At 35.3% G+C, this 21,982-nt stretch carries 17 protein-coding genes and 1 tRNA gene; 11 read left to right on the top strand and 7 right to left on the bottom strand.

Going from position 1 to position 21,982, the window contains the following annotated elements; genetic code table 11:
* Positions 1 to 41 precede the first annotated feature (41 nt).
* From PKK00_10860 to PKK00_10825, 8 genes are all read left to right on the top strand, one after another.
* On the top strand, positions 42 to 1,313 hold the full coding sequence (locus tag PKK00_10860) for a PKD domain-containing protein (protein ID HNW98898.1): 1,272 nt from the start codon (positions 42 to 44) through the stop codon (positions 1,311 to 1,313).
* A 205-nt stretch (positions 1,314 to 1,518) separates the two neighbouring features.
* Complete coding sequence (gene nth, locus PKK00_10855) at positions 1,519 to 2,181, top strand: endonuclease III (protein HNW98897.1); 663 nt, start codon at positions 1,519 to 1,521, stop codon at positions 2,179 to 2,181.
* Positions 2,159 to 2,611: a thioredoxin-dependent thiol peroxidase gene (bcp, locus tag PKK00_10850; protein ID HNW98896.1), complete on the top strand. Its 453-nt coding sequence runs from the start codon at positions 2,159 to 2,161 to the stop codon at positions 2,609 to 2,611. Before nth ends, bcp begins: the two co-directional genes overlap by 23 nt.
* A 53-nt stretch (positions 2,612 to 2,664) precedes the next feature.
* The gene (recA, locus tag PKK00_10845) at positions 2,665 to 3,696 is read left to right on the top strand and encodes a recombinase RecA (protein ID HNW98895.1); all 1,032 of its coding nucleotides are present in this window, start codon (positions 2,665 to 2,667) and stop codon (positions 3,694 to 3,696) included.
* Between the two features lie 44 nt (positions 3,697 to 3,740).
* Complete coding sequence (locus PKK00_10840; protein HNW98894.1) at positions 3,741 to 4,775, top strand: tetratricopeptide repeat protein; 1,035 nt, start codon at positions 3,741 to 3,743, stop codon at positions 4,773 to 4,775.
* Between the two features lie 66 nt (positions 4,776 to 4,841).
* Positions 4,842 to 6,914 (top strand): S9 family peptidase, encoded by a 2,073-nt coding sequence (locus PKK00_10835; GenBank protein HNW98893.1) that lies wholly within the window; start codon positions 4,842 to 4,844, stop codon positions 6,912 to 6,914.
* A 41-nt stretch (positions 6,915 to 6,955) separates the two neighbouring features.
* Positions 6,956 to 8,362, top strand: coding sequence for an amidophosphoribosyltransferase (locus PKK00_10830; GenBank protein ID HNW98892.1), 1,407 nt, complete (start codon positions 6,956 to 6,958; stop codon positions 8,360 to 8,362).
* A gap of 54 nt (positions 8,363 to 8,416) precedes the next feature.
* The gene (locus tag PKK00_10825; protein ID HNW98891.1) at positions 8,417 to 9,340 is read left to right on the top strand and encodes a hypothetical protein; all 924 of its coding nucleotides are present in this window, start codon (positions 8,417 to 8,419) and stop codon (positions 9,338 to 9,340) included.
* An 89-nt stretch (positions 9,341 to 9,429) separates the two neighbouring features.
* Here the strand turns inward: PKK00_10825 and PKK00_10820 are convergent, their stop codons facing one another.
* From PKK00_10820 to PKK00_10795, 6 genes are all read right to left on the bottom strand, one after another.
* Positions 9,430 to 9,723 carry a hypothetical protein gene (locus PKK00_10820; protein HNW98890.1) on the bottom strand — a complete coding sequence of 98 codons (294 nt, stop codon included), beginning with the start codon at positions 9,721 to 9,723 and terminating at the stop codon, positions 9,430 to 9,432.
* Positions 9,724 to 9,730: 7 nt separating this feature from the next.
* Positions 9,731 to 12,859, bottom strand: coding sequence for an efflux RND transporter permease subunit (locus PKK00_10815; protein HNW98889.1), 3,129 nt, complete (start codon positions 12,857 to 12,859; stop codon positions 9,731 to 9,733).
* Between the two features lie 48 nt (positions 12,860 to 12,907).
* Complete coding sequence (locus PKK00_10810) at positions 12,908 to 13,960, bottom strand: efflux RND transporter periplasmic adaptor subunit (protein HNW98888.1); 1,053 nt, start codon at positions 13,958 to 13,960, stop codon at positions 12,908 to 12,910.
* Positions 13,961 to 13,972: 12 nt separating this feature from the next.
* Entirely contained in the window at positions 13,973 to 15,274 is a 1,302-nt protein-coding gene (locus PKK00_10805; protein ID HNW98887.1) for a TolC family protein, read from the bottom strand.
* Between the two features lie 123 nt (positions 15,275 to 15,397).
* Positions 15,398 to 15,838, bottom strand: a complete 441-nt coding sequence (locus PKK00_10800; protein ID HNW98886.1) for a MarR family transcriptional regulator — start codon at positions 15,836 to 15,838, stop codon at positions 15,398 to 15,400.
* Between the two features lie 450 nt (positions 15,839 to 16,288).
* Positions 16,289 to 16,364: transfer RNA gene (locus tag PKK00_10795), tRNA-His, on the bottom strand.
* Positions 16,365 to 16,454: 90 nt separating this feature from the next.
* On the opposite strand from PKK00_10795, the gene PKK00_10790 reads away from it, so the two are divergent.
* Genes PKK00_10790 through PKK00_10780 form a run of 3 tightly spaced genes read left to right on the top strand, consistent with a single transcriptional unit; the run spans position 16,455 to position 19,709 of the window.
* Positions 16,455 to 17,618 (top strand): glycosyltransferase family 4 protein, encoded by a 1,164-nt coding sequence (locus PKK00_10790; protein HNW98885.1) that lies wholly within the window; start codon positions 16,455 to 16,457, stop codon positions 17,616 to 17,618.
* 1 nt (position 17,619) lies between these two features.
* Positions 17,620 to 18,894, top strand: coding sequence for an oligosaccharide flippase family protein (locus PKK00_10785; GenBank protein HNW98884.1), 1,275 nt, complete (start codon positions 17,620 to 17,622; stop codon positions 18,892 to 18,894).
* Between the two features lie 5 nt (positions 18,895 to 18,899).
* Complete coding sequence (locus tag PKK00_10780) at positions 18,900 to 19,709, top strand: class I SAM-dependent methyltransferase (GenBank protein HNW98883.1); 810 nt, start codon at positions 18,900 to 18,902, stop codon at positions 19,707 to 19,709.
* A gap of 189 nt (positions 19,710 to 19,898) precedes the next feature.
* Here the strand turns inward: PKK00_10780 and asnB are convergent, their stop codons facing one another.
* Positions 19,899 to 21,914 (bottom strand): asparagine synthase (glutamine-hydrolyzing), encoded by a 2,016-nt coding sequence (gene asnB, locus PKK00_10775; protein HNW98882.1) that lies wholly within the window; start codon positions 21,912 to 21,914, stop codon positions 19,899 to 19,901.
* Between the last annotated feature and the right edge of the window lie 68 nt (positions 21,915 to 21,982).

Genomic DNA, 21,982 nt, shown 5'->3' with positions numbered 1-21,982 from the left:
TTCAGCTCATTCAATCTTGATTTTTTGCAAACCTGTTTTCTTTGAGTATAAATAACGGATGTACAGCTTCGGATAACGTAACTGTTAATGTTAATGCTTCTCCTGTTATTACGGTTAGCCCAAATCAAAATATTTGTGAAGGAGTATCTACAACTATAACAACAAACGGAGCAAATTCTTATATCTGGAATAATGGAGCTTTAACAAATGTTATTATAGTTACGCCCACTACAACTACATTATATGTAGTAACAGCCACATCAACCAATGGATGCACAACTACCGGCGGTGCTACTATATATGTTCATCCTCTTCCTCCTGCAAATGCAGGACCTGATCAAACTATCTGTATTGGGCAAAATACTACGCTTTATGCAATGGGCGGTGAAACATATGAATGGAATACAGGAGATACTACTAATGTTGTTCATATTGCACCTTCTGTAACTCTTGCATATACTGTTACTGTTACAGATAATCAATGTTCAGCTTCAGATGAAGTAATCGTAAATGTTGTTCCATTACCTATGATTTCATTTTACCCTGACATTACTATGGGGTGCCCTCCTTTGACCGTTAATTTTACCAATAATTCTATGCCTTCTGACCTTAATTATATATGGGATTTTGGCGACGGATCTTCCAGTTCCTCGCAATTCCCCGAACATATTTATAATTATTCCGGAACTTATAATGTTTCTTTAACTGCATATAATACTTATGGATGTTCTTCATCTCAGACATTTTCAGGAAATATTACAGTCTATCCCGGTGTTTCTGCAGAATATATTTACTCTCCTACTGAAATAACTACAATGGCTCCTAATGTATTATTCTTCGAGCAATGTGATAACGCTAATTTCTGGAACTGGAATTTTGGAGACACTGCTTCCGGTACTTTTAATTATTCTGCCGGTCAAACTCCTGAGCATGTTTTTTCAGGACCGGGAACATATACTATCTGGCTGGTTTCATCAAACTCATACGGTTGCATTGACTCCGTTGCACATACATTGATAGTAAAGGAACTTACTACAATTTTTATCCCTAATGCTTTTACCCCAAATGGTAATGGTACAAATGATGTATTTTTCCCTATCGGAACAAATATAAGCCCTGATGATTTTACAATGTATATTTATGACAGATGGGGTGAACAGATTTATAAAACAAACTATTTATCTCAAGGTTGGGATGGGAAGCCTGAAGGATCTAACAGAGTATGCCCTATGGGTGTATATGTGTGGCTTATTTACTATAAGGATATCGATGGGAATGAACATAAGATAACGGGCAGAGTAACGTTACTATAAACTTTTCAATTCTAAATAACTTCTCTCATTTTCACTATCTTTCTATTTAGTATTATTTATTTATCATTTTTATTTATAACCTAATACCGATAGCGCATTCATAATTGTCCAATTCCGTCATTGTTACCTTGCCAAATCAACAGCTTAATTACTTATCAACATTTTATAATTTTCTGGATGAAAAATGTATTTTTGTTTTCATTTTATGCTAAAAACTGAACGATATAAAAAATTTGTTGAGTACTTCAGCGAAAATGCACCAAATGCAGATACCGAATTGCACTATAAAAATGCTTTTCATCTCTTGATCGCTGTAATTTTATCAGCCCAGTGTACCGACAAGCGTGTGAATATGATAACACCTGCTTTGTTCAAAAAATTTCCGAATCCAGCTTCACTGGCAAAAAGTAATTATACAGAAGTGTTTGAATTTATTAAAACGTGCTCCTATCCTAATAATAAAGCACGTCATCTTGTTGAAATGGCAAAAGCATTAATTGAAAATTTTAATGGTGAAATACCTTCTGATATTGATGATTTACAAAAGCTTCCCGGTGTAGGGCGAAAAACAGCTAATGTGATCGCATCAGTAGTTTTCAAAAAGCCTACCATGGCAGTAGACACACATGTATTCAGGGTTTCGGAAAGAATTGGGCTTACAACAAATTCGTATACACCGCTTGAAACTGAAAAACAACTGGTAAAAAATTTACCAAAAGATAAAATATCCACTGCACATCATTGGCTTATTCTTCACGGACGATATGTTTGCATAGCAAGAAAACCTAAATGCAGTGAATGCGGAATAACAAATATTTGCAGGTACTTTAATAAAGAAAAAAATCATGACAAATATAAAAGAAGGTGATACTGCTCCTGATTTCACAGGAAAAGACCAAAATGGAAATAATATTTCTTTAAAAGATTTCAAAGGAAAAAAAACAGTTCTGTATTTTTACCCTAAAGACAGTACTCCCGGTTGTACCCAGGAAGCATGCAACCTGAAGGATAATTATCATAGTTTTCTTAATAAAGGATATGTTGTTATCGGCATCAGCGCTGACAATGAAAAATCGCACCAGAAATTCATTGAAAAATATCAACTCCCATTTCCATTAATTGCCGACACAGAAAAGAAAATCATAGAAGCATACGGAGTATGGGGGAAAAAGAAATTCATGGGGCGTGAATTCATGGGCATACTACGAACTACATTTATTATTGATGAAAAAGGCATTGTTGAAAAAATCATCACTAAAGTTGACACAAAAAATCACACATCACAAATACTGGAATAAAAAAATGGTATTTTTGAAAAAAATATTTCACAGAAAATTAAAAAAAAAATTATATGAGCAAAGAAAAAGAAACCAACAAAGAAACGAAAGAAACGAACGAAAAGATGAAAGCTTTGCAGCTGACTCTGGATAAACTTGAAAAGACATACGGCAAAGGTACTATAATGAAATTAGGCGATAATGCTATTGATGATATTGAATTTATTTCAACCGGTTCTATTTCGCTTGATATAGCTTTAGGTATAGGCGGATTGCCCAAAGGAAGAGTTATCGAGATATACGGCCCTGAAGCTTCAGGAAAAACTACTCTTGCCATTCATGCCTTAGCAGAAGTTCAGAAAAAAGGTGGCATTGCTGCTTTCATTGATGCAGAGCACGCTTTCGACAGATTGTATGCGCAAAAACTCGGTGTTGACATTACCAACCTTCTTATTTCGCAACCCGATAACGGAGAACAAGCTCTTGAAATCACCGAAAACCTTATACGTTCAGGCGCCATTGATATTATCGTTATTGACTCTGTTGCCGCACTTACACCTAAAAGTGAAATTGAAGGCGAGATGGGCGATTCCAAAATGGGATTGCAGGCGCGCTTAATGTCGCAGGCATTACGTAAACTTACTTCCACAATTAGCAAAACAGGATGCTGCTGTATTTTCATCAACCAGTTACGCGAAAAAATTGGTGTGATGTTTGGCAACCCCGAAACTACAACAGGTGGAAATGCCCTAAAATTCTATGCTTCGGTAAGGCTTGACATTCGCCGTATCAGTCAAATTAAAGAAGGAGAAAACGTAATCGGCAACCGCGTAAAAGTTAAAGTTGTGAAAAATAAAGTCGCTCCCCCATTCCGCGTTGCTGAATTCGATTTGATATATGGTGAAGGAATTTCTAAAATAGGTGAGATCATTGACCTTGGAACCGAACATAACATTATTAAAAAAAGCGGTTCATGGTTCAGTTATGGCGATAGCAAGCTGGCACAGGGACGTGAAGCTGTTAAACAAGTTCTGCTCGACAACCCCGAATTATGCGAGGAAATTGAAGCCAAAATCCGTGAAGCAATAGCAAATAATAATAATTAACATAAAGTCCCGCATGATGCGGGACTTCTTTATTTAATTCTTTTATGAAAAATATTTTATCTGCATTTTTTATTTCTATAATTATTTCATCAGCTTTTATTTCATGCAGTGGCGGTGATAAAAAAACTTTATCAAGCGATACGTTGAAAATCTCCGATACACTATCACCTGAAATTGCCAAGGTTAATAAAGAAATAGCTGCCGACCCCAATAATCCGGAATTATATAATAAGCGTGCAATCCTTCTTTATGATATTGCAAAACTTGATGAAGCCTTCGCTGATATCCGCACTGCGCTAAACCTCGATTCATCAAAAGCCGATTATTTCCTTACACTTTCCGATATTTATTTTGGAAAAGGAAAAATAAGCAATTGCAAAAAGTCTATCGAAAAAGCAATGCAACTCGATGCAAAAAATGCTAATGCATTATTAAAATATGCCGAATTGCAGCTTTATTTTGACGAATACAAAAGCACACTGGAATACATAACCAAAGCGCTAGACATCGATAAGATAAATGCTAAAGCTTACTATATGCGGGGAATGACATATAAATTAATGGGCGATACTGCAAAGGCTGTTACAAATTTTCAAACCACCATTGACCAGGATGCAGATTATTATCATGCATACATACAGCTGGGAATGCTTTATGCAATAAAGAAAAGCAAACTTGCAGAAGATTATTATAACAATGCCATAAAACTAAATCCCAAAAGTATTGAAGCACATTTTAATATTGCTGTCTATTACCAGGATGTTGAACAATTTGAAGAAGCTGTTGCTGAATATGACAAAGTCCTTCAGCTCAATTCAAAATATAAACAGGCACATTATAACCTGGGATATATTAACCTCGTATATCTTTTGGATTACAAACAAGCTATCAAACATTTTACTAACGCTATCGCCTGTGATGCAAAATATGCTGAAGCGTATTACAATCGCGGTTATGCATATGAACTGATAAAAGATTATACCAGCGCAAAAGCTGATTATGACAAAGCTCTTGATTTAAAGCCCAATTACGAAATGCCTATTAAAGGGCTGAATCGTATTGATGCATCAGTTAAATAAATTTGTTTAATGTTCAATGTTTAAAAAAATAAATTTTATCAGCAAGAAATCAAACAACCAAAACATATGAAAAAAATATTTTTTATTCTTTCGCTTTTTGCAATTACAGTTATTGCAAATGCACAAAATAAGCTTACGCCGGAGCTTCTATGGAAGTTTGGCAGGATTAATGAAATGCAATTATCGCCAGATGGAAAAACTATTTTATATGTTGTTAAATACTTTAACCTTGCGGAGAACAATGGCAACAGCGATATATACACAATTACATCAAACGGCGGAACACCAAAGAAATTAACCGATACAAAAGAAAGTGAATTCAATGCGGTATGGCGTCCCGACGGGAAAAAAATTGCATACATCTCCTCAGCAAGCGGCAGCACACAGGTTTGGGAAATGAATCCGGATGGCAGTAATAAAAAACAGATCACCGAAATTGAAGACGGTATAAATGGTTTTGCATATTCGCCAACATTGAAGAATTTCCTTTTCATCAAAGATGTAAAACTCGATAAAACTTTAAATGAAATTTATCCCGACCTTCCAAAAGCAAATGCAATGCTTTACAGCGACCTGATGTATCGCCACTGGGATTCATGGACTGATTGCTCATACAGTCATGTATGCTTTACTTCATACGATTCAACAAAAAAAATAAGTTCATATACGGATATCATGAAAGATGAAAAATATGATTGTCCGCTCACTCCTTTCGGTGGCATGGAACAAATAACATGGAGTCCTGACGGAAAGCAAATCGCATACACCTGTAAGAAATTAAATGGAAAAGAAGATGCGTTAAGTACAAATTCCGATATTTATATTTACAATATTGAAACAAAGCTCACCACCAACATCAGCGATGGAATGCCTGGATATGATCAGGATGCAGCCTTTTCTCCCGACGGAAAAAAAATAGTTTGGAGCAGTATGAAAACCGCAAGTTATGAATCGGACAAAAAACAAATCATGCTTTACGATATAGCAACCAGGCAACATACAGACTTATCAGAAAAATTTGATGAAGGTTCTTCTAATTTCAGATGGGATCCGGTAGATAATAATATCATTTATTTTATTAGTGGTAAAAATGCTACATACCAAATCTTTTCAATTAATATAACTACTAAACAAATTACACAGATAACCAAGGGAACTCATGATTATACAGGAATTGAAGTTGCATCATACAAACCTGGAAAATCTAAAAATCTCCAGACATTAATTACCGGAACTAAAATGTCGATGTCATTACCTACAGAAATTTTCAAAGTTGAAAAAGTAAAAAATAATTTTGTTGAAACACAAATTACGTTTACTAATAAATCAATACTCGATACCATTAAACTCGGAAAAGTTGAAGAACGCTGGATCACTACGACCGATAAAAAGAAAATGTTGGTTTGGGTTATCTATCCGCCCAACTTCGACAAAACAAAAAAATATCCTGCATTGCTTTATTGTGAAGGTGGTCCGCAAAGCGCAGTTAGCCAGTTCTGGTCATACCGCTGGAATTTTCAAATGATGGCAGCAAATGATTATATTGTTGTAGCTCCCAACAGGCGCGGACTTCCAACATTCGGCACAGAGTGGAACGACCAGATTGCACAGGATTACGGCGGTCAGAATATGAAAGATTATCTGACTGCAATTGATACGGTTTCAGCCGAATCTTATGTTGACAAAGCGCATCTTGGCGCAGTAGGCGCTAGTTACGGCGGTTATTCGGTATACTGGTTGGCCGGGAATCACAACAAACGTTTTAAAGCATTCATTGCACATTGCGGGATGTTTGATTTTAAAAGCTGGTACGGCAGCACCGAAGAAATGTGGTTCGCTAATCACGACCTTGGCGGAGCATACTGGAAAAATCCACAACCAAAAAGTTATGATTTTTCACCAAGTAATTTTGTAGGGAAATGGGACACTCCAATTTTAGTAATTGAAGGAGGAAACGATTTTCGTATCCCATACACTCAAGGAATGGAAGCTTTTAATGCAGCGCAATTACAGGGCATTCCAAGCGAATTCCTTTTCTTTCCCGAAGAATCGCATTTTGTTTTAAAACCACAGAATAGTGTTTTATGGCAACGCACTTTCTTTGCATGGCTTGATAAATGGCTGAAAACAGACAAATAGAATCAAAATATAATTTTCAAATTCAAAAAAACAAATTAGTAATGAGCGGATTTTTCGGAGCAGTTTCAAAAGATGATTGTGTAAGTGATGTATATTATGGCACAGACTATCATTCACACCTGGGAACAAAAAGAGCCGGAATGGCTTTCTATTCAAAAGAAAAAGGGTTCCACCGTGCAATCCATAAATTGGATAATGGATATTTCAGGAGTAAATTCGAAGACAATCTTCCCGATTTTGAAGGCAAAAGCGGTATAGGAGTTATCAGCGATAATGAATCGCAGCCAATTATTGTTACCTCGCACCTGGGGCGCTATGCCGTAGCAACAGTTAGCAAAATAGTGAACATCGATGAACTGGAAGAACGGTATATGAAGATGAAACACACCTTTGCCGAAAACAGCCAGGGCGCTATTAATCCTACAGAACTGGTTGCCATGCTTATTGCAGAAGGAAAAGATTTTGTTTCAGGAATTCAGAATGTTTATGAGATGGTTAAAGGTTCCTGTTCTATTTTAGTTTTAACCAAAGATGGAATCATTGCAGCCCGCGACAAACTTGGAAGAACTCCCATTATCATCGGAAAAAAAGAAAATGCCTATTCTGTTACTTTCGAAACCTGCGCATTTCCTAACTTAGGTTATGAAATAGAAAAATATATTGGTCCCGGCGAAATTGTGAAGATCACTGCTGACGGATATGAACAATTAAAAAAGCCGTATGATAAAATGCAGGTATGTTCTTTCCTTTGGGTATACTATGGTTATCCACCTTCATATTACGAAAATATAAATGTAGATGAATGCCGTTATCGTTGTGGTTCGGCACTTGCCGTAAAAGACAATATCAAAGTTGATTTTGTTGCCGGAATTCCTGATTCAGGTATTGGTCATGCTTATGGTTATAGCAACAAAGCACAACTTCCGCTTAAAAGACCTTATGCGAAATATACTCCAACATGGCCACGTAGCTTTATGCCACAGAACCAGCAAATGCGCGATCTTGTTGCAAAAATGAAATTGATACCGAACGTTTCTGTAACCAAAGGAAAAAGCGGTGTATTCCTTGACGATTCCATTGTTCGCGGTACTCAGCTGAAAGATAATGTTTGTTCATTATTTCAATCCGGAATGAAAGAAGTGCATATGCGCATTGCATGCCCTCCGCTAACTTACCCATGCATGTATTTAAACTTTAGCCGTTCCCGTTCCAATATGGACCTTGCCACATATAAAGCAGTAAAGAAACTTGAAGGAAAAGAAAATGCCGACATGAAAGAATACTCAAACTGCTGTTCCGAAAAATACAAAGCAATGGTTGAACAAATAAGATTAGACCTTGGGCTTACCTCATTGAAATACCAAAAGCTTGACGATCTTGTAAATGCTATTGGATTGCCTAAAGAAAAATTATGTACACATTGCTGGGATGGTTCAAGCTATTACTAGTTGAAGGAATGAATAGATTGATTGATTTGCAACTTGAGATTTATTGAAAGAAAAATGATATTTAAAATGCATATTCCGGGCATATTCATGTTTTTATTTCTTAATGTCTTCTGCTGCAATAATCCTACAATAAATAATAATGATGCAACTGTTATTACTGATTACAATTTTTCAAAGCCCGATAAGATATATATTTTACCTGACACGCTTCGCGAAATTTCGGGAATTACAGAAATAGATTCGATTTCATTTGCTTGCATACAAGACGAAAATGGAATTTTATTTTTATATGATGCCCTAAATAATAAAATTAAAGAACAATACTTTTTTCATATTGATGGCGATTACGAAGGTATTACCAGGATTGACAACACTATTTATGTTTTAAGAAGTGATGGAGTACTATTTGAAATAAAAAAATTTCGTTCTGAAAAATTTAAAACGACATCTTATGTTACAGGCATTCCAGCCAATAATAATGAAGGTCTTTGTTATGATAAAAAAAATCACCGGCTTTTAATTGGATGCAAAGGTAAACCAGGAAAAGGAATTGAGTATAAAGATAAACGCGTAATTTATGGTTTTGACCTTAAAACAAAAAAACTTAGTAATGAACCTGTTTTTGATTTTAACCTGGCATTGATCAAACAATTTGCCATCAACAACAAAATTGATCTACCATACAGGAATAAAAAAAGAGGGGCAATTAATGAACCCATTATCCGTTTCAGAACATCGGCAATTGGTATACATCCGCTAACAAATAAATTATATTTGCTTTCTGCAACAGAACATCTTTTATTTATTTTTAACATGGATGGCACTATTGAACATATTGAAACACTCGATACGGAACTGTTTAATAAAGCCGAAGGAATAACTTTCTTTAATAATGGCGATATGCTAATTTCAAACGAAGGCCAGGATAAAAAACCAACTTTATTACAATTTAATTATAAACAAAAATCCGGTGATTAATTTACAAGTCCCAAATACCAAGATGCAATTTAGTACACTGGTATTTGGGACTTGTGTATTTTGTCTACGCTACAGCGGACGACTTACGACTAAATGGTTCCTTCAATATTCCAAACAAAAGCTCTCAAACCTTGTTCTTTAACTTCTTTGTTTAGCGATTGTAGTCTTTCTAACAGAGCCGGAACTTTTTCGTCATCTACAATTGTTAAATGTGCATTATTCAATTCAGGCCATGTATGTGTCCCTTCGTGCGGACTACCATTTACCGAGCCCCTGCCTTTTACATCCAGCCATTGAGAATAACCTCTTATAGAAAGTTTTTCTAAAATTTCCTGAACCTCTTCGGTCAGCGATTGGTTATATAAAATAAATACAGCTTTCATTATTTTTTTATTTATTTTTTTCTAATTCTTTACGTGCTCTTTTAATTTTTCCTACTCCAAAAATAGTATATATAGTAGGAATCAATACTAGTGTTATTAATGTTGAGAAAGTTAAACCGCAAAAAATAGCAATCCCCATAGGTTTCCAGGTTTCGGACCCGCTTCCGCTTGAAAAAATCATTGGGATCATCGCAAGAATCATGGTCAGCGAAGTCATAAGCACCGGCCTTAACCTTGATCGTCCGGCAGAAATCACAGCCTGCTTCAATGAATAGCCCCTGTCAACTTCCAGGTTCGTATAGTCAACCAGTATAATACCGTTTTTCACCACGATACCTATTAACATTACTGCACCTATCAATGAAATGACATTTATAGTTGAACCAAAAATATATAAACCTAAGAATACTCCTGTGAATGCAAAAGGAATAGAGAACATGATAATGAATGGTTCGGTCAACGATTCGAATTGCGATGCCATAACTATATAAACAAGTATTATGGAAAGGAGCAACAATAAGATGATACTTTGAAAAGCATCCTGCATGTTTTCAGCGCTACCGCCAAATTCTATGGTAACATCTGAAGGGATATCCATTTTGGCAATATCCTTTTCAAGTGCCGATTTCACTGTACCTATATCTGTTCCTGAAAGCGCCGAAGTTACTTTAACAACACGTACTTTATTTTCTCTTTGAATAATAGGTGGCGAATAAAAAGTTTTTAATGTTGCAATTTCACTCAGCTTTATTACTTTACCCGTAGGTGTTGAAATACTTATGTTTCCAATGTCTTCGGTAGTATGCCTGAACTGGGCATCATAACGCACGATAATATCGTATTCATTTCCTTCTTCTTTATATTTTGTAGCAGTAAGGCCAGTAATGCAATAGCGGATAGACTTTGCGACAGTTGCTGCATTTAAACCGAAAGAGGTCATTTTTTCGTTATCCAGAATTAGCTGTAACTCTGTTTTTTCCTTATCGCGGCTTATCAATATATCCTTAGCTCCTTTAATTTTTCCAAGAGCCAGCGCCATTTTCTCAGCAACAACATTGGTTTCATCAAAATCATTTCCGAATATTTTCACTTCAAGGTTATTGCCTCCGCCCATGCCCATGCCCATTGAGCTTGAAGACCTTGAACTTCCTGCATCCACATAAAATTTTTCAATTTCGGGCAAAACTTCAATATCTTTCCTCATCTCATCGGAAATTTGAAAAATATCTTTTTCGCGTTCAGCCCTGGGTTTCATCTTAAAAGTATAATTAACGATATAGTTACCTGTTTCCGAAAAAATAGCAACCAGGCTGCTTGCATCACCTTGCCCTGCACTGGAAGAAACAATTTCCACTTCAGGATATTTTTTCTGAAAAACAGAATCAAGATACTTTGTGATTTTAATTGTTTCATCAAGATTGGTTCCCTGTGCCAGTTTTACCTGTGCTGAAATCCTGTCGTTATCGGAAGCCGGCATAAATTCAGAGCCGATAAGTTTTGTAAGAAACATGGAAGAAATAAAAACTGCCATAGCAATAATAATTACTGTCCATCGATGGCTAATAGCCCATGTAAGAATTTTGGAATATACATTATCCATTTTTGCAAGCACGCTTTGTGAAAACCAGTATATTCTTCCACGCACACCTTTTTTACTGGGTTCTTTTGCATTCAGCATTTTTGACGACAACGTAGGAACTAGCGTCATTGAAACAATTACAGATACAGCCACAGATATAGTTACCACCCAACCCAAAGGTTTGAAAAGTATTCCGGTGATACCACCTAACATGGTCAATGGAAGGAAAACCGCAATGATAGTCAGCGTGGATGCAATTACAGCTAAGCTCACTTCACTTGTACCATATATTGCTGATTCACGCGCGAAACCTCCCCGTTCAAGCTTTTTAGTAATATTCTCGAGTACCACAATGGAATCGTCAACAACCAACCCGATAGCAATTGATAGCGATGACAGCGTAATGATGTTGATGGTGCCATCGGATAAATACATGTAAATAAAACCGGTGATAAGTGATATCGGAATAGATAACGAAATAATAAATGTTGCTCTTCCTCGTCCTAAAAATATCAATACAATTACTACAACAAATATCAAAGCATAAAGTAATGTTTCCGAAAGGTTATTGATAGATGCAGTTGTATTAAGAGATGTATCCATCAGAACATCTACTTTCACATCAGGAGGAAGTGTTTTTTCAATATCTGCAATTTTAGCTTTTATTTTATTTGCTACTGTAACTGTATTTGCATCCGACTGCTTCTGCACCATTACACGAACTGTTTTCTGGCCATTAGCACGTTCGTAAGAATCAATCTCTTTTAGGCTATCCGTAACCGTTGCTATATCTTTCAGGTAAACCGTTTTCCCATTAACATTGCTAATGACAATGTTTTTTATAATATCACTGCTTTCAAATTCACCCTGCAACCTGAGCGGTATATCTGATTTCCCAACTTTAAGACTTCCTGAAGGCAGGTTTAAATTATTTGCAGTCAATATACCGCCAACTCTTTCAATAGTTAAATCATAAGCATCCAGTTTACGCGGATCAACATTCACCATTATGGCTCTTTCAGGCGCTCCCATTTGCATTATGTTTCCCACACCATCAATGCGGTTAAGAGGCTGAATGAATTTTTTATCCAGTATGTCTTTTATTCCTTCATAACTTTCATTAGAGGTTACAGAAAACATAATTACTGGCATCATGCTGGTGCTTAATTTTAGAATAGTAGGACTTTCCACATCATCAGGGAGATTTCGTTCAGCCGATCCTACGGCATTACGCACTTCGTTAGTAGCTTCATCAAGGTTGGCGCCCCATTCAAACTCCAGCATAACAACCGATATATTATCTTTTGAAGTAGATGTAATTTTCTTCAGGTTGGAAAGAGAACCAAATCCGTCTTCCAGTTTTCGGGTAATATTTTGTTCCACATCGGCAGCGCTTGCCCCTGAATAATATGTAAATACAGAAATATAAGGAGGATCAATTTTGGGAAAATAATCCACCGGTAACTGCATATATGAATAGATCCCGAATATCAGCACACCTATGGTGATCATGATGGTGCTGACTGGTTTTTTAACAGCTGTGCTATATAAACTCATAAATTAATTTTTAAAATTGTTTAATCATCTTCAAGTGCAACTATGGAATTATTTTTCTATGATAATATGTGATTGATCCATAAGTTTATTTTGACCTACAATTATTACTTCATCACCTTCTTTCAACCCTTCTGTAATTTCTGTTTTATCATCAATAAGGCTTCCTGTAACAACTTTAATTTTTTTCGCAATACCATTATTATTTACAAAAACATACATGTCGTTGGTTCCTGTTTGTTTTACCAATGCTATTGTTGGAACCATGATAGCATTACCTTTGCCAAGATTGAGTTTTATTTTAGTAAACATTCCCGGGCGCAATTTTAAATTTTCATTCTCAATGGTAACTTCAACTGTAAATGTTTTCGTTGAATTATCTATAGTAGGGTAAATCTTAGAAACACTTCCGCTCAAATTCATATCAGGATAAATATCTGATTTAACTGTAGCCTTCATTCCTGTTGTTATTAAAGGAAAGTACGATGCGGTTACTCCTATTAATGCTTTCAGTTGGTTTATCTGGACAATTGAAACTATGGCAGGTTTGCCTATTGAAGCAACAGGAGTACCGGAATAGATTTCGCCATCTTCAAAATATTTTCCTGATATAACTCCGCTGAACGGAGCTCTAAGCTGTGTATTGTTTAAAAGATTCTGATAGCTGGATTTTGCAATTTCATATGTTGACTTGGTCAAGTCGTACTGCTGAGCAGAAACGCTGTTCGTTTTTTTCAGCGTATCCATGCGGCTGAAATTTGTTGCTGCTGTCATTAATGAAATCCTTGACTGCTCTAAAGTTGTTGAATCCATCACTGCAATAACCTGCCCTTTCACAACATTACTTCCAATCTCCACATTGAATTTTTTTATCCTACCTGCCATTGCCGGCGCTAAGTGTATTTCTTCATAAGCAACTAAAGTGGCAGTATAATCTATTGTGCGTGATATTTCTTCTTTCTCCGCAATCATAGTTTTTACCAACACGGTATCTGTATTTTTTGTTGTTGTATCTTTCTCATTCCCCTTCTTGGATGTACAGGATGTTCCCATGATGAATATTCCCGACAAAAGTGAAATCATTAAAATTTTTACTGTGTTCATATTTGTATTTTTTTATAGTTTATTGTTTATTTTCTTTAATGCCAGGTCAGCGTTCAATAACTGAAGCAGGATACTGGTATAACTTGTTTCTGATGTAAGATAACTGCTATTGGCGCTTGTCAGTTCAAGGCTGGAAACCAGTCCCTGGTCATATTTCAGGTTCATTTTTTCAAGCACTTCTTTTGCAACATCCACACTGCTTTTCTGATTCAGGTATTGTTCCAAAAGATTGGAATAATTATAATTGAGTTGTTTTTCCTGCAGGGTCAGCTGCTGTTTTAAAAGGTCTTTGGTATTAGCCGATATTCTATAATCAATTTTTGCCTGGCTAAGCTGTGAGCATTTCTGACCGCTTGAAAATATTGGAACAGATAGTGTAAGCCCCAGAACATTATTAGGTGTCATATCAAAATGAGATTGTTTTATTTTCTCAGTATAGGAATAATAAGCTGAAAGGGTTGGTAAATAATTTGCTTTCTTCAGGTCAATATTTTTTTCTGCAATTTTACTTTGCATATCGAGTAATTTATAGCTCAGGTTATTTTCAACATTGAATTTCTCTGTACCTGCTGTTAATGCTATATTCTTCTGAATCATATCATCAAGATTTGAAGTCAGCTTAATTACCGTATCTGATTCAATGCCTAATTGTAGTCGCAACAGGTTATAACCCAACTCTACCTGTCTTTCGGTTGATTTAAGTGCATTTTCAGCAGTAGTTACCATGACGGAAAGCTTTTTAGCTTCAATTTCTTCTACGGTTCCTGCTTTGACAAGATTGTTAGTTTTCTCATAAATTAATTTTGAATTGACAACATTTTCTTTTACAAGATTTAATAATCGCTCGCTTACCAAAATAGTGTAATATGCCTGCATGGTCAACTCTTTTACACTTTGCTCATCATTCTGGTAACTTTGTTCTGAAAGTGTTTTGGCAAGTTTTGAAAGTTGCACACCAACATAATAAGCGCCGTTAAAAATAAGCTGGCTTGCTGTTGCCTTAAAATTGCTGGTAGGGTTAAACTCAATAGTAACAGGTGGCGCCAGAGGATTTAACTGTAGCGAGGCTTCAGCTCCCAGGTAATTTGTATAATCTACCGATGCACTGATCTGGGGCAGGCCAACAGCAATGGCTTCTTTTATCTTTTGCGTAGATTTATCAACACTGTATTTTGAACCGACCAGTGTTTTGTTATGATCGATGGCAAATTTCACAGCGCTGTCGAGCGACAAGGTAAGGGGTTGCTGTGCCTGCAGCAATAAAACATTTAAGCAAAAAATACTGCTAAAAATGATTTTAAAAATTGTTTTCATTCGTTTAATTTTTAATGATAATCCTGTCATATTTTTGTTATTCTTTATGCTGATTTTTGTTTAAAATATATTAATAAAAAAAAGGTTGATGCACCAATTGTTGCCGGTATCAACTTTATGAAATTATAATTTTTCCGCATTGCTTTTAATATGATTTATTACTTTATAAAATGTTTCAATATCCGACTTGGAAAGACCATCCTGGAGTTCTTTAACCAGTTTAAACTCTATTTCCAGGTACTGCTCAATGATTTTTTCTCCTTTTTTGGTAACCATAAGATAATTCTTTCTTCTGTCGTTTTTATCGACCACTCTCCTTACCAATTCTTTCTCTTCCAATGAGTCGATAAGTCTTAATATTGAAGACTTATCCCTTCCCATCATTTTAGCCATGTCATTTTGGATAACATCTTCACTTTTCATATTAATTGTATGAAGCAACCCGAACTGCTCAAGCGAAAGTTTAATCTCTGTTTGCTCGAATGCTTGTTTTTTAAGTACCCTGAACATTTCATGCATCATCCTGCATATTATCATTCCTAAGGGTATGTTCTTCTTTTCCATTTTAATAATTTAAAAACGGTACAAAGATAAAAATATATAGTTGATATATGCAACTATTTATTAAAAAATATTTTTATCGGGATCAAAACAAACTTTGTATACAACAGGCTGTGTGAATTTTATTATAAAAAAATATACTGCAGTGCCAACCCGCAGACTATGCCTGCAGGTATCGGCATTACCGAGTTTGCCAAAGATGTAGAACAGGAACAGTGCTTCATATGACAGTTTTGTGGTAGGTTCAAGTTCAGTTCTTCGATTGTACTTTTGTGCTAAAATCCACCACTACGCCAAGCCGTAAACCTTTATGCACAACATAAGCGTAGTTGAAATAGCTGGTTGAGCGTAGCCGAAACCAGCATAACTTCGCTTTATCAAACAAGTTTGAACAGCTTCGCCGGGAAATAAAAAAAAGCGTCCCAAATTTTCGGGACGCTTTCATTCGCTTTTGGGTGGAAGATGGGATTCGAACCCACGACCAACGGAACCACAATCCGCTACTCTAACCAGCTGAGCTACATCCACCGTTTTGAGAGTGCAAATTTATAAAAAATTCCTTTTTAAAAACAAACTGAAGTATAAATAAATTAAATTTGTGATATTAAAGCTTAGAAATTTGCCCGAAATAAATTCAAAAATAAAAGTTTTATTCATCTCAAGTTGGTTCCCAAACCGCGTAAAACCTACTTTAGGCAACTTTGTCCATAAACATGCCGAAGCAGTTTCACAATATGCCGATGTAAGTGTTTTGCACGTTTGCTTTGATGAAACGCTGAAAGGAAAACAAGAAATAGTTTATTCTTCCGAAAAAAATATCAACTCCATTTTTATTTATTTAAAAAAAATCAACTCCCCTATTCGTCAATTCATTAATTACCTGAAAGCTTATCGCAATGGGTTGAAATTGATTTCAGAAAAATATGGGAAGCCTGATATTATCCATGCAAATATTATATTTCCGGTTGGATTGGTTTTCTTATTCAACAAAGCATTTAAAAAATTTCCGTTTGTTGTAACCGAGCACTGGACAGGCTTCTTACCCGACGACCCTGAGAAAATAAGTTTCATTAAAAAATATTTAATTAAAAGAATTACCAGGAAATCAAAAAAGGTTTTGCTAGTTACTGAAAATTTAAAAAATGCCATGCTTAATCTTGGTTTCAAAGGGGATTACAAGGTTGTTCCAAATGTTGTTGATACTTCGTTATTTGTCATTACTGACCAAAACAAGAAAAGCATAAAAAATATTTTACATATTTCATCGTTTGTTGATGAACAGAAAAACATTTCAGGTATACTGAGAGCAATAAAAAAATTATCAGAAAAAAGAAACGATTTTGCCATGCATTTCATTACCGATGGCGATGCACAGCCATTTATTGATTATGCAAAAAACAATTCTTTGCTTGACAAATATGTATTTTTTCACGGAACTAAAAGTACCGGTCAAGTTGCTGAAATGCTTGAGCAGTCTGACTTTCTGCTCTTATTCAGCAATTACGAAAATTTTCCATGTGTTATTGTTGAAGCATTTTCATGCGGAGTACCGGTTGTTTCGACCAATGTTGGCGGCATTTCCGAACATGTTTCAGATAAACACGGAATATTAATAAAACCGAAAGATGAAAATGCTTTGTTAACAGCAATCGGACAAATGCTTGACAATACTGATAAATACGACAAACAATTCCTTCATGACTATGCTGAAAATAATTTCAGCTACAAAAGTGTAGGAAAACAAATCAATGATATTTATTCTGAAATTTTAAACAAAAAATAATTTGTTCAGCAAGATATTAAATACCTTCAGCACTAAGTTTATTACGGCTATCATTAATTTTTTTATTGCTGTAATAATTTCGCAATACCTTGGTGCAACAGGAAAAGGCGAACAAGGAATCATTATCACTACCATTACACTTATTCTGATCTTTTCAAATCTTATTGGAGGCCCATCAATTGTTTACCTTGTTCCACGACATCCGTTACAACGCATAGTAATTCCTGCATATGCATGGTCGTTGCTTACCAGCATTATATTTTTCTTTATAATGAACCTGGTTTATATCGTAAAGCCTGAATACATCTTGCATGTAGTAATTCTTACAACCATCAATTCTTTTGCATCAATCAATAACTCGGTTTTGATCGGCAAAGAAAAAATCAAAACCAACAACTACATTAACCTTCTGCAAACTATCGTCATTATTGGTTCTTTACTATTCTTCTTTAACATTCAGAATAAAATAGAAATCTACTCTTACATCAAAGCATTGTATTTCGGCTTTGGAATAAATTTTATTTTAGGTTTTATTTTCATCATTCCATTTTTCAAAAAGCAAATTAATCCTACAGGTAAATTCAATGAGGCTTTACAGGGATTATTAAAATTCGGTTTCTGGAATCAACTCGGGACAATAGCGCAAATGCTAAGCTTCCGCATCAGTTACTATTTTATTGAATACTTCAACGGAACAAAAGATGTTGGAATTTATTCTAACGGAATTTCAATCATTGAGTCTGTTTGGCTTGTTACTACAAGCATTACGCTTGTTCAATATTCGCGTATTGTGAATTCCGAAAACAATGAATACTCGCAAAAACTTACCATTCGCTTAACCCGTATAAGTTTACTTTCAATCTTTTTCATTCTTATTCCGCTGGTTTTATTACCATCTTCGTTTTACACTTTTATCTTCGGTCATGAATTCGGCGACATCAATAAAGTCATCTGGACACTTGCACCGGGTGTTCTTATTTTCAATATTGTTAATATTACCGGTCATTATTTCTCGGGAACAGGCAAATATCACATCAATGCTTTAGCTATGGGAGTAGGCTTTGCAGCAACTTTAATTTTCGGGTTAATATTAATTCCACTTTACGGAATTATCGGAGCCGGCATCACTGCTTCTATTTCATATATCGTCACGGCAATTGTAATTTCAATTATTTTTTCAAAAGAAGCGAAATGCCGCATTATTGATTTGATGCCCAAACCTGGCGATATTAAAAATTATTACAACGAATTTATTTTACTTTTTCAAAAAAAATAAATTATATGAGCAAACTTTCAAAAGCGCTGAAAGCATTCAGTTTAATATTTTCGAAACCCTATTTATTGAACGCTATACTTGACGATGAAGAAGTAAAAAAGAATTATGTATTTTCGAAATACAATTTACCTAATGGCCTTCCAAAGGTTGATATTACTGAGCTTTTTCCTGATTTTGAAGACACTATCCTACCCTACAGTTTTCTTGACGGTTCATCGCTTCCCACTGACTTTGCCTTACTTCGCGGATTTGCAAAGAAAATACACTGCAAAGATTATTTTGAAATAGGCACATGGCGCGGCGAAAGCGTAGCTGTTATTTCACCTCTTGCTGAAAGCTGCACCACGCTTAACCTTCCTGATGATGAAATGAGAAAACTGAAATTGAGCGAAGATTACATCAACATGCATCGTTTCTTTTCAAAAGACTTAAAGAATGTAACACACATACAGGCAAACTCGCTCACATACGACTTTTCACAACTCAATAAAAAATTCGATCTGATATTTATTGATGGCGATCATCACAGCGAAAGCATTAAGTCCGACACCATGAATGCTTTCAAATTATTGAAAGATGAGAAATCAATTATTGTATGGCACGATTACGGCTTAGGCACTGAAACCGTGCGATGGAACACACTTGCAGGCATTCTTGATGGTTGTCCGGCTGAATGCAGAAATAAAATTTATCATGCATCCAATACGCTTTGCGCTTTCTACACAAATGAAAAATTAAAAACATCTGTTCTAAAACCTAACGAAAAGCCTGGCAAATATTTTTCAGTGCATCTTAAGGCGCATCGGATATCTTAAAAGGTATACTCGTTCTTATCTGGATTGCAAAGGCAAAACTGTTTAGAACGAGTTATACCGTACAGAAAACAAAAAATATTTTCGCAAAACTCTTTTCTGTCGGTATATAAGGAGAATTGATTTTAGATTTTAGATTTTAGATTTGGGATTTGAAACTTAGTATTGGGAACTTTAGTTTTGCAATTGGTATTATTCATTAATAAAAATCTTCTTCCAAATCAGGAAGCATACGTAACGCCATACAAAATCCTGTGTTTTCACATATTTTGAACTATTGAAAATTTGTTCCCAGTTTTTTAGGAGTAAATCGGTTTTTATTATTTCATTATTCGCACCAAGTTCAAAAACATATTTCTTTAAATCTTTATTGATTTTCAGAAGCCATTGTTGTTGCGGTGTTGCAAAACCCATTTTATCTTTTCGCAATCGGATTTCTTCAGGAATAATTCCTTTTACCGCTTCACGCATCAGGTATTTGCTCCACCCTTTACGAATTTTATAAACCGACGGAACTGAAAAAATAAAATTGATTAAATCCACATCATCCGAAAATGGTGTGCGCGATTCGATGGAATACTGCATGGAGCAACGGTCTTCCCAACGCAACAAATTTTTTAAATAATAATCGGTACAATATTTATTAAGAGATGCGTTAAGCGGTAATGAATTGAAATCATTTGCAAAGCTTATCTGCAAAGCATTTGAATTGATAAATGATTTTTGAAAATATTGCAATTCATCTTTTGCAGCGCTTGCAAATATAGGGTTTGCGAACGACGGAATAATTTTATCAGCGCCAATCTTAAACAACGATTTTACAAAGACACTTTTATTTATTGGTGAATTTGAAATATTACTCCATTCAGAATAAAAATCATTTAACCGAAAACGTTTCAACAATTCCAAATAATAAGATGTGTAAAAAACCGGATAACCTGCAAACAGTTCATCCCCACCCTGTCCGTCTAACAATATAGTGATGCCATTTTCTTTTGCAGCCTGCATCACTTTGCTTTGTGCATATGTACTTGTTGAATACAATGGAATATCCTGGTGATAAATTAATTTTTCCAAATCGTTCAAAATATTTTCTGCGCGACAGTCAACTTTAACCCACTTTAAATTATTACTCTCAACAACTTTCTTCGCCCATTTCGATTCATCCGAAGAATCACTTTCATTCGATGCAGTGAATGCTGTGATTTTATCGGTAAGCTGCGAGAGTTTGTTTTCTTTATTCAGTTTATTTGCAACGCTTATAATTGTAGAACTATCCAATCCTCCGCTTAAACAAAAACCTACAGGTACATCCGAACGCAGGCGAATATCAACCGAATGCGTGATATGCTCCAATAATTTTTCAGAATATTCTTTTAGTTTATTTTCAGAAAAAGTAGTCGTTGCATTTTCATAATTGAGCGAAAAATATTTTTTAATTGAAAGCTCTTGGCATTTTAAATCATAAATAAAATAATGAGCCGGTTTGAGTTCAAAAATATTTTTATAAAAACCTTCTTCGTGCAATTCAACCTGCGCATGTAAAAGATGCTTGAATACTGCGCTGTAGTTAATTTCTTTTTTTAAAAACGGGATTTTCAATAAAGCTTTTTGTTCCGAAGCAAATGCAAAACAATTTTCATCATTATAATAATACATTGGCTTTACACCAAACCTGTCGCGTGAACCGAAAAGAATATTTTTTTCTTTATCATAAATCACAAACGACCACATCCCGTTTAACTTGTCAAGACATGCTGTTCCCCATGTTTCATATGCTCTAAGCAACACTTCAATATCACTTTGTGAAATAAAACGACAACCTTTTGAAGCCAGTTCTTCACGCAATTCAATATAATTATAGATTTCGCCATTGCAGGTAATCCATATATTGCCATTACTATTACACATGGGTTGATGTGCCGCTTCCGAAAGATCGATTATGGAAAGTCGTCTGTGTCCAAGCGCCAGGAAAAACTCATTATTAAAATCACTGATTGATTTTTCAGGACAGTATTTTAGTTTTGAGTTCCATGATTCTTTTTGTGTATCATCCGAACCGGCAGGAAAACAAACATCATGGTTCACCAAAACAAAACCTTCATCATCAGGTCCGCGATGTTTCATGCTTGCTGTCATTCTTTTTATCAGCAAAGGCAAATCGGAGTTAATTTTGTTTTTTATTGCTATGCCTGCAATTCCACACATCTCATCATAAATCTGGTTCGCTAATTTACATTTTATTTTCTATTCATTTTTATGATTTCAAAATTTAA

The sequence above is a fragment of the Bacteroidales bacterium genome (assembly GCA_035353855.1).
In the GTDB taxonomy this organism is placed as follows: Bacteria; Bacteroidota; Bacteroidia; order Bacteroidales; family CG2-30-32-10; genus DAOQAK01.
This window is presented reverse-complemented; position numbering and strand designations above follow the sequence as displayed.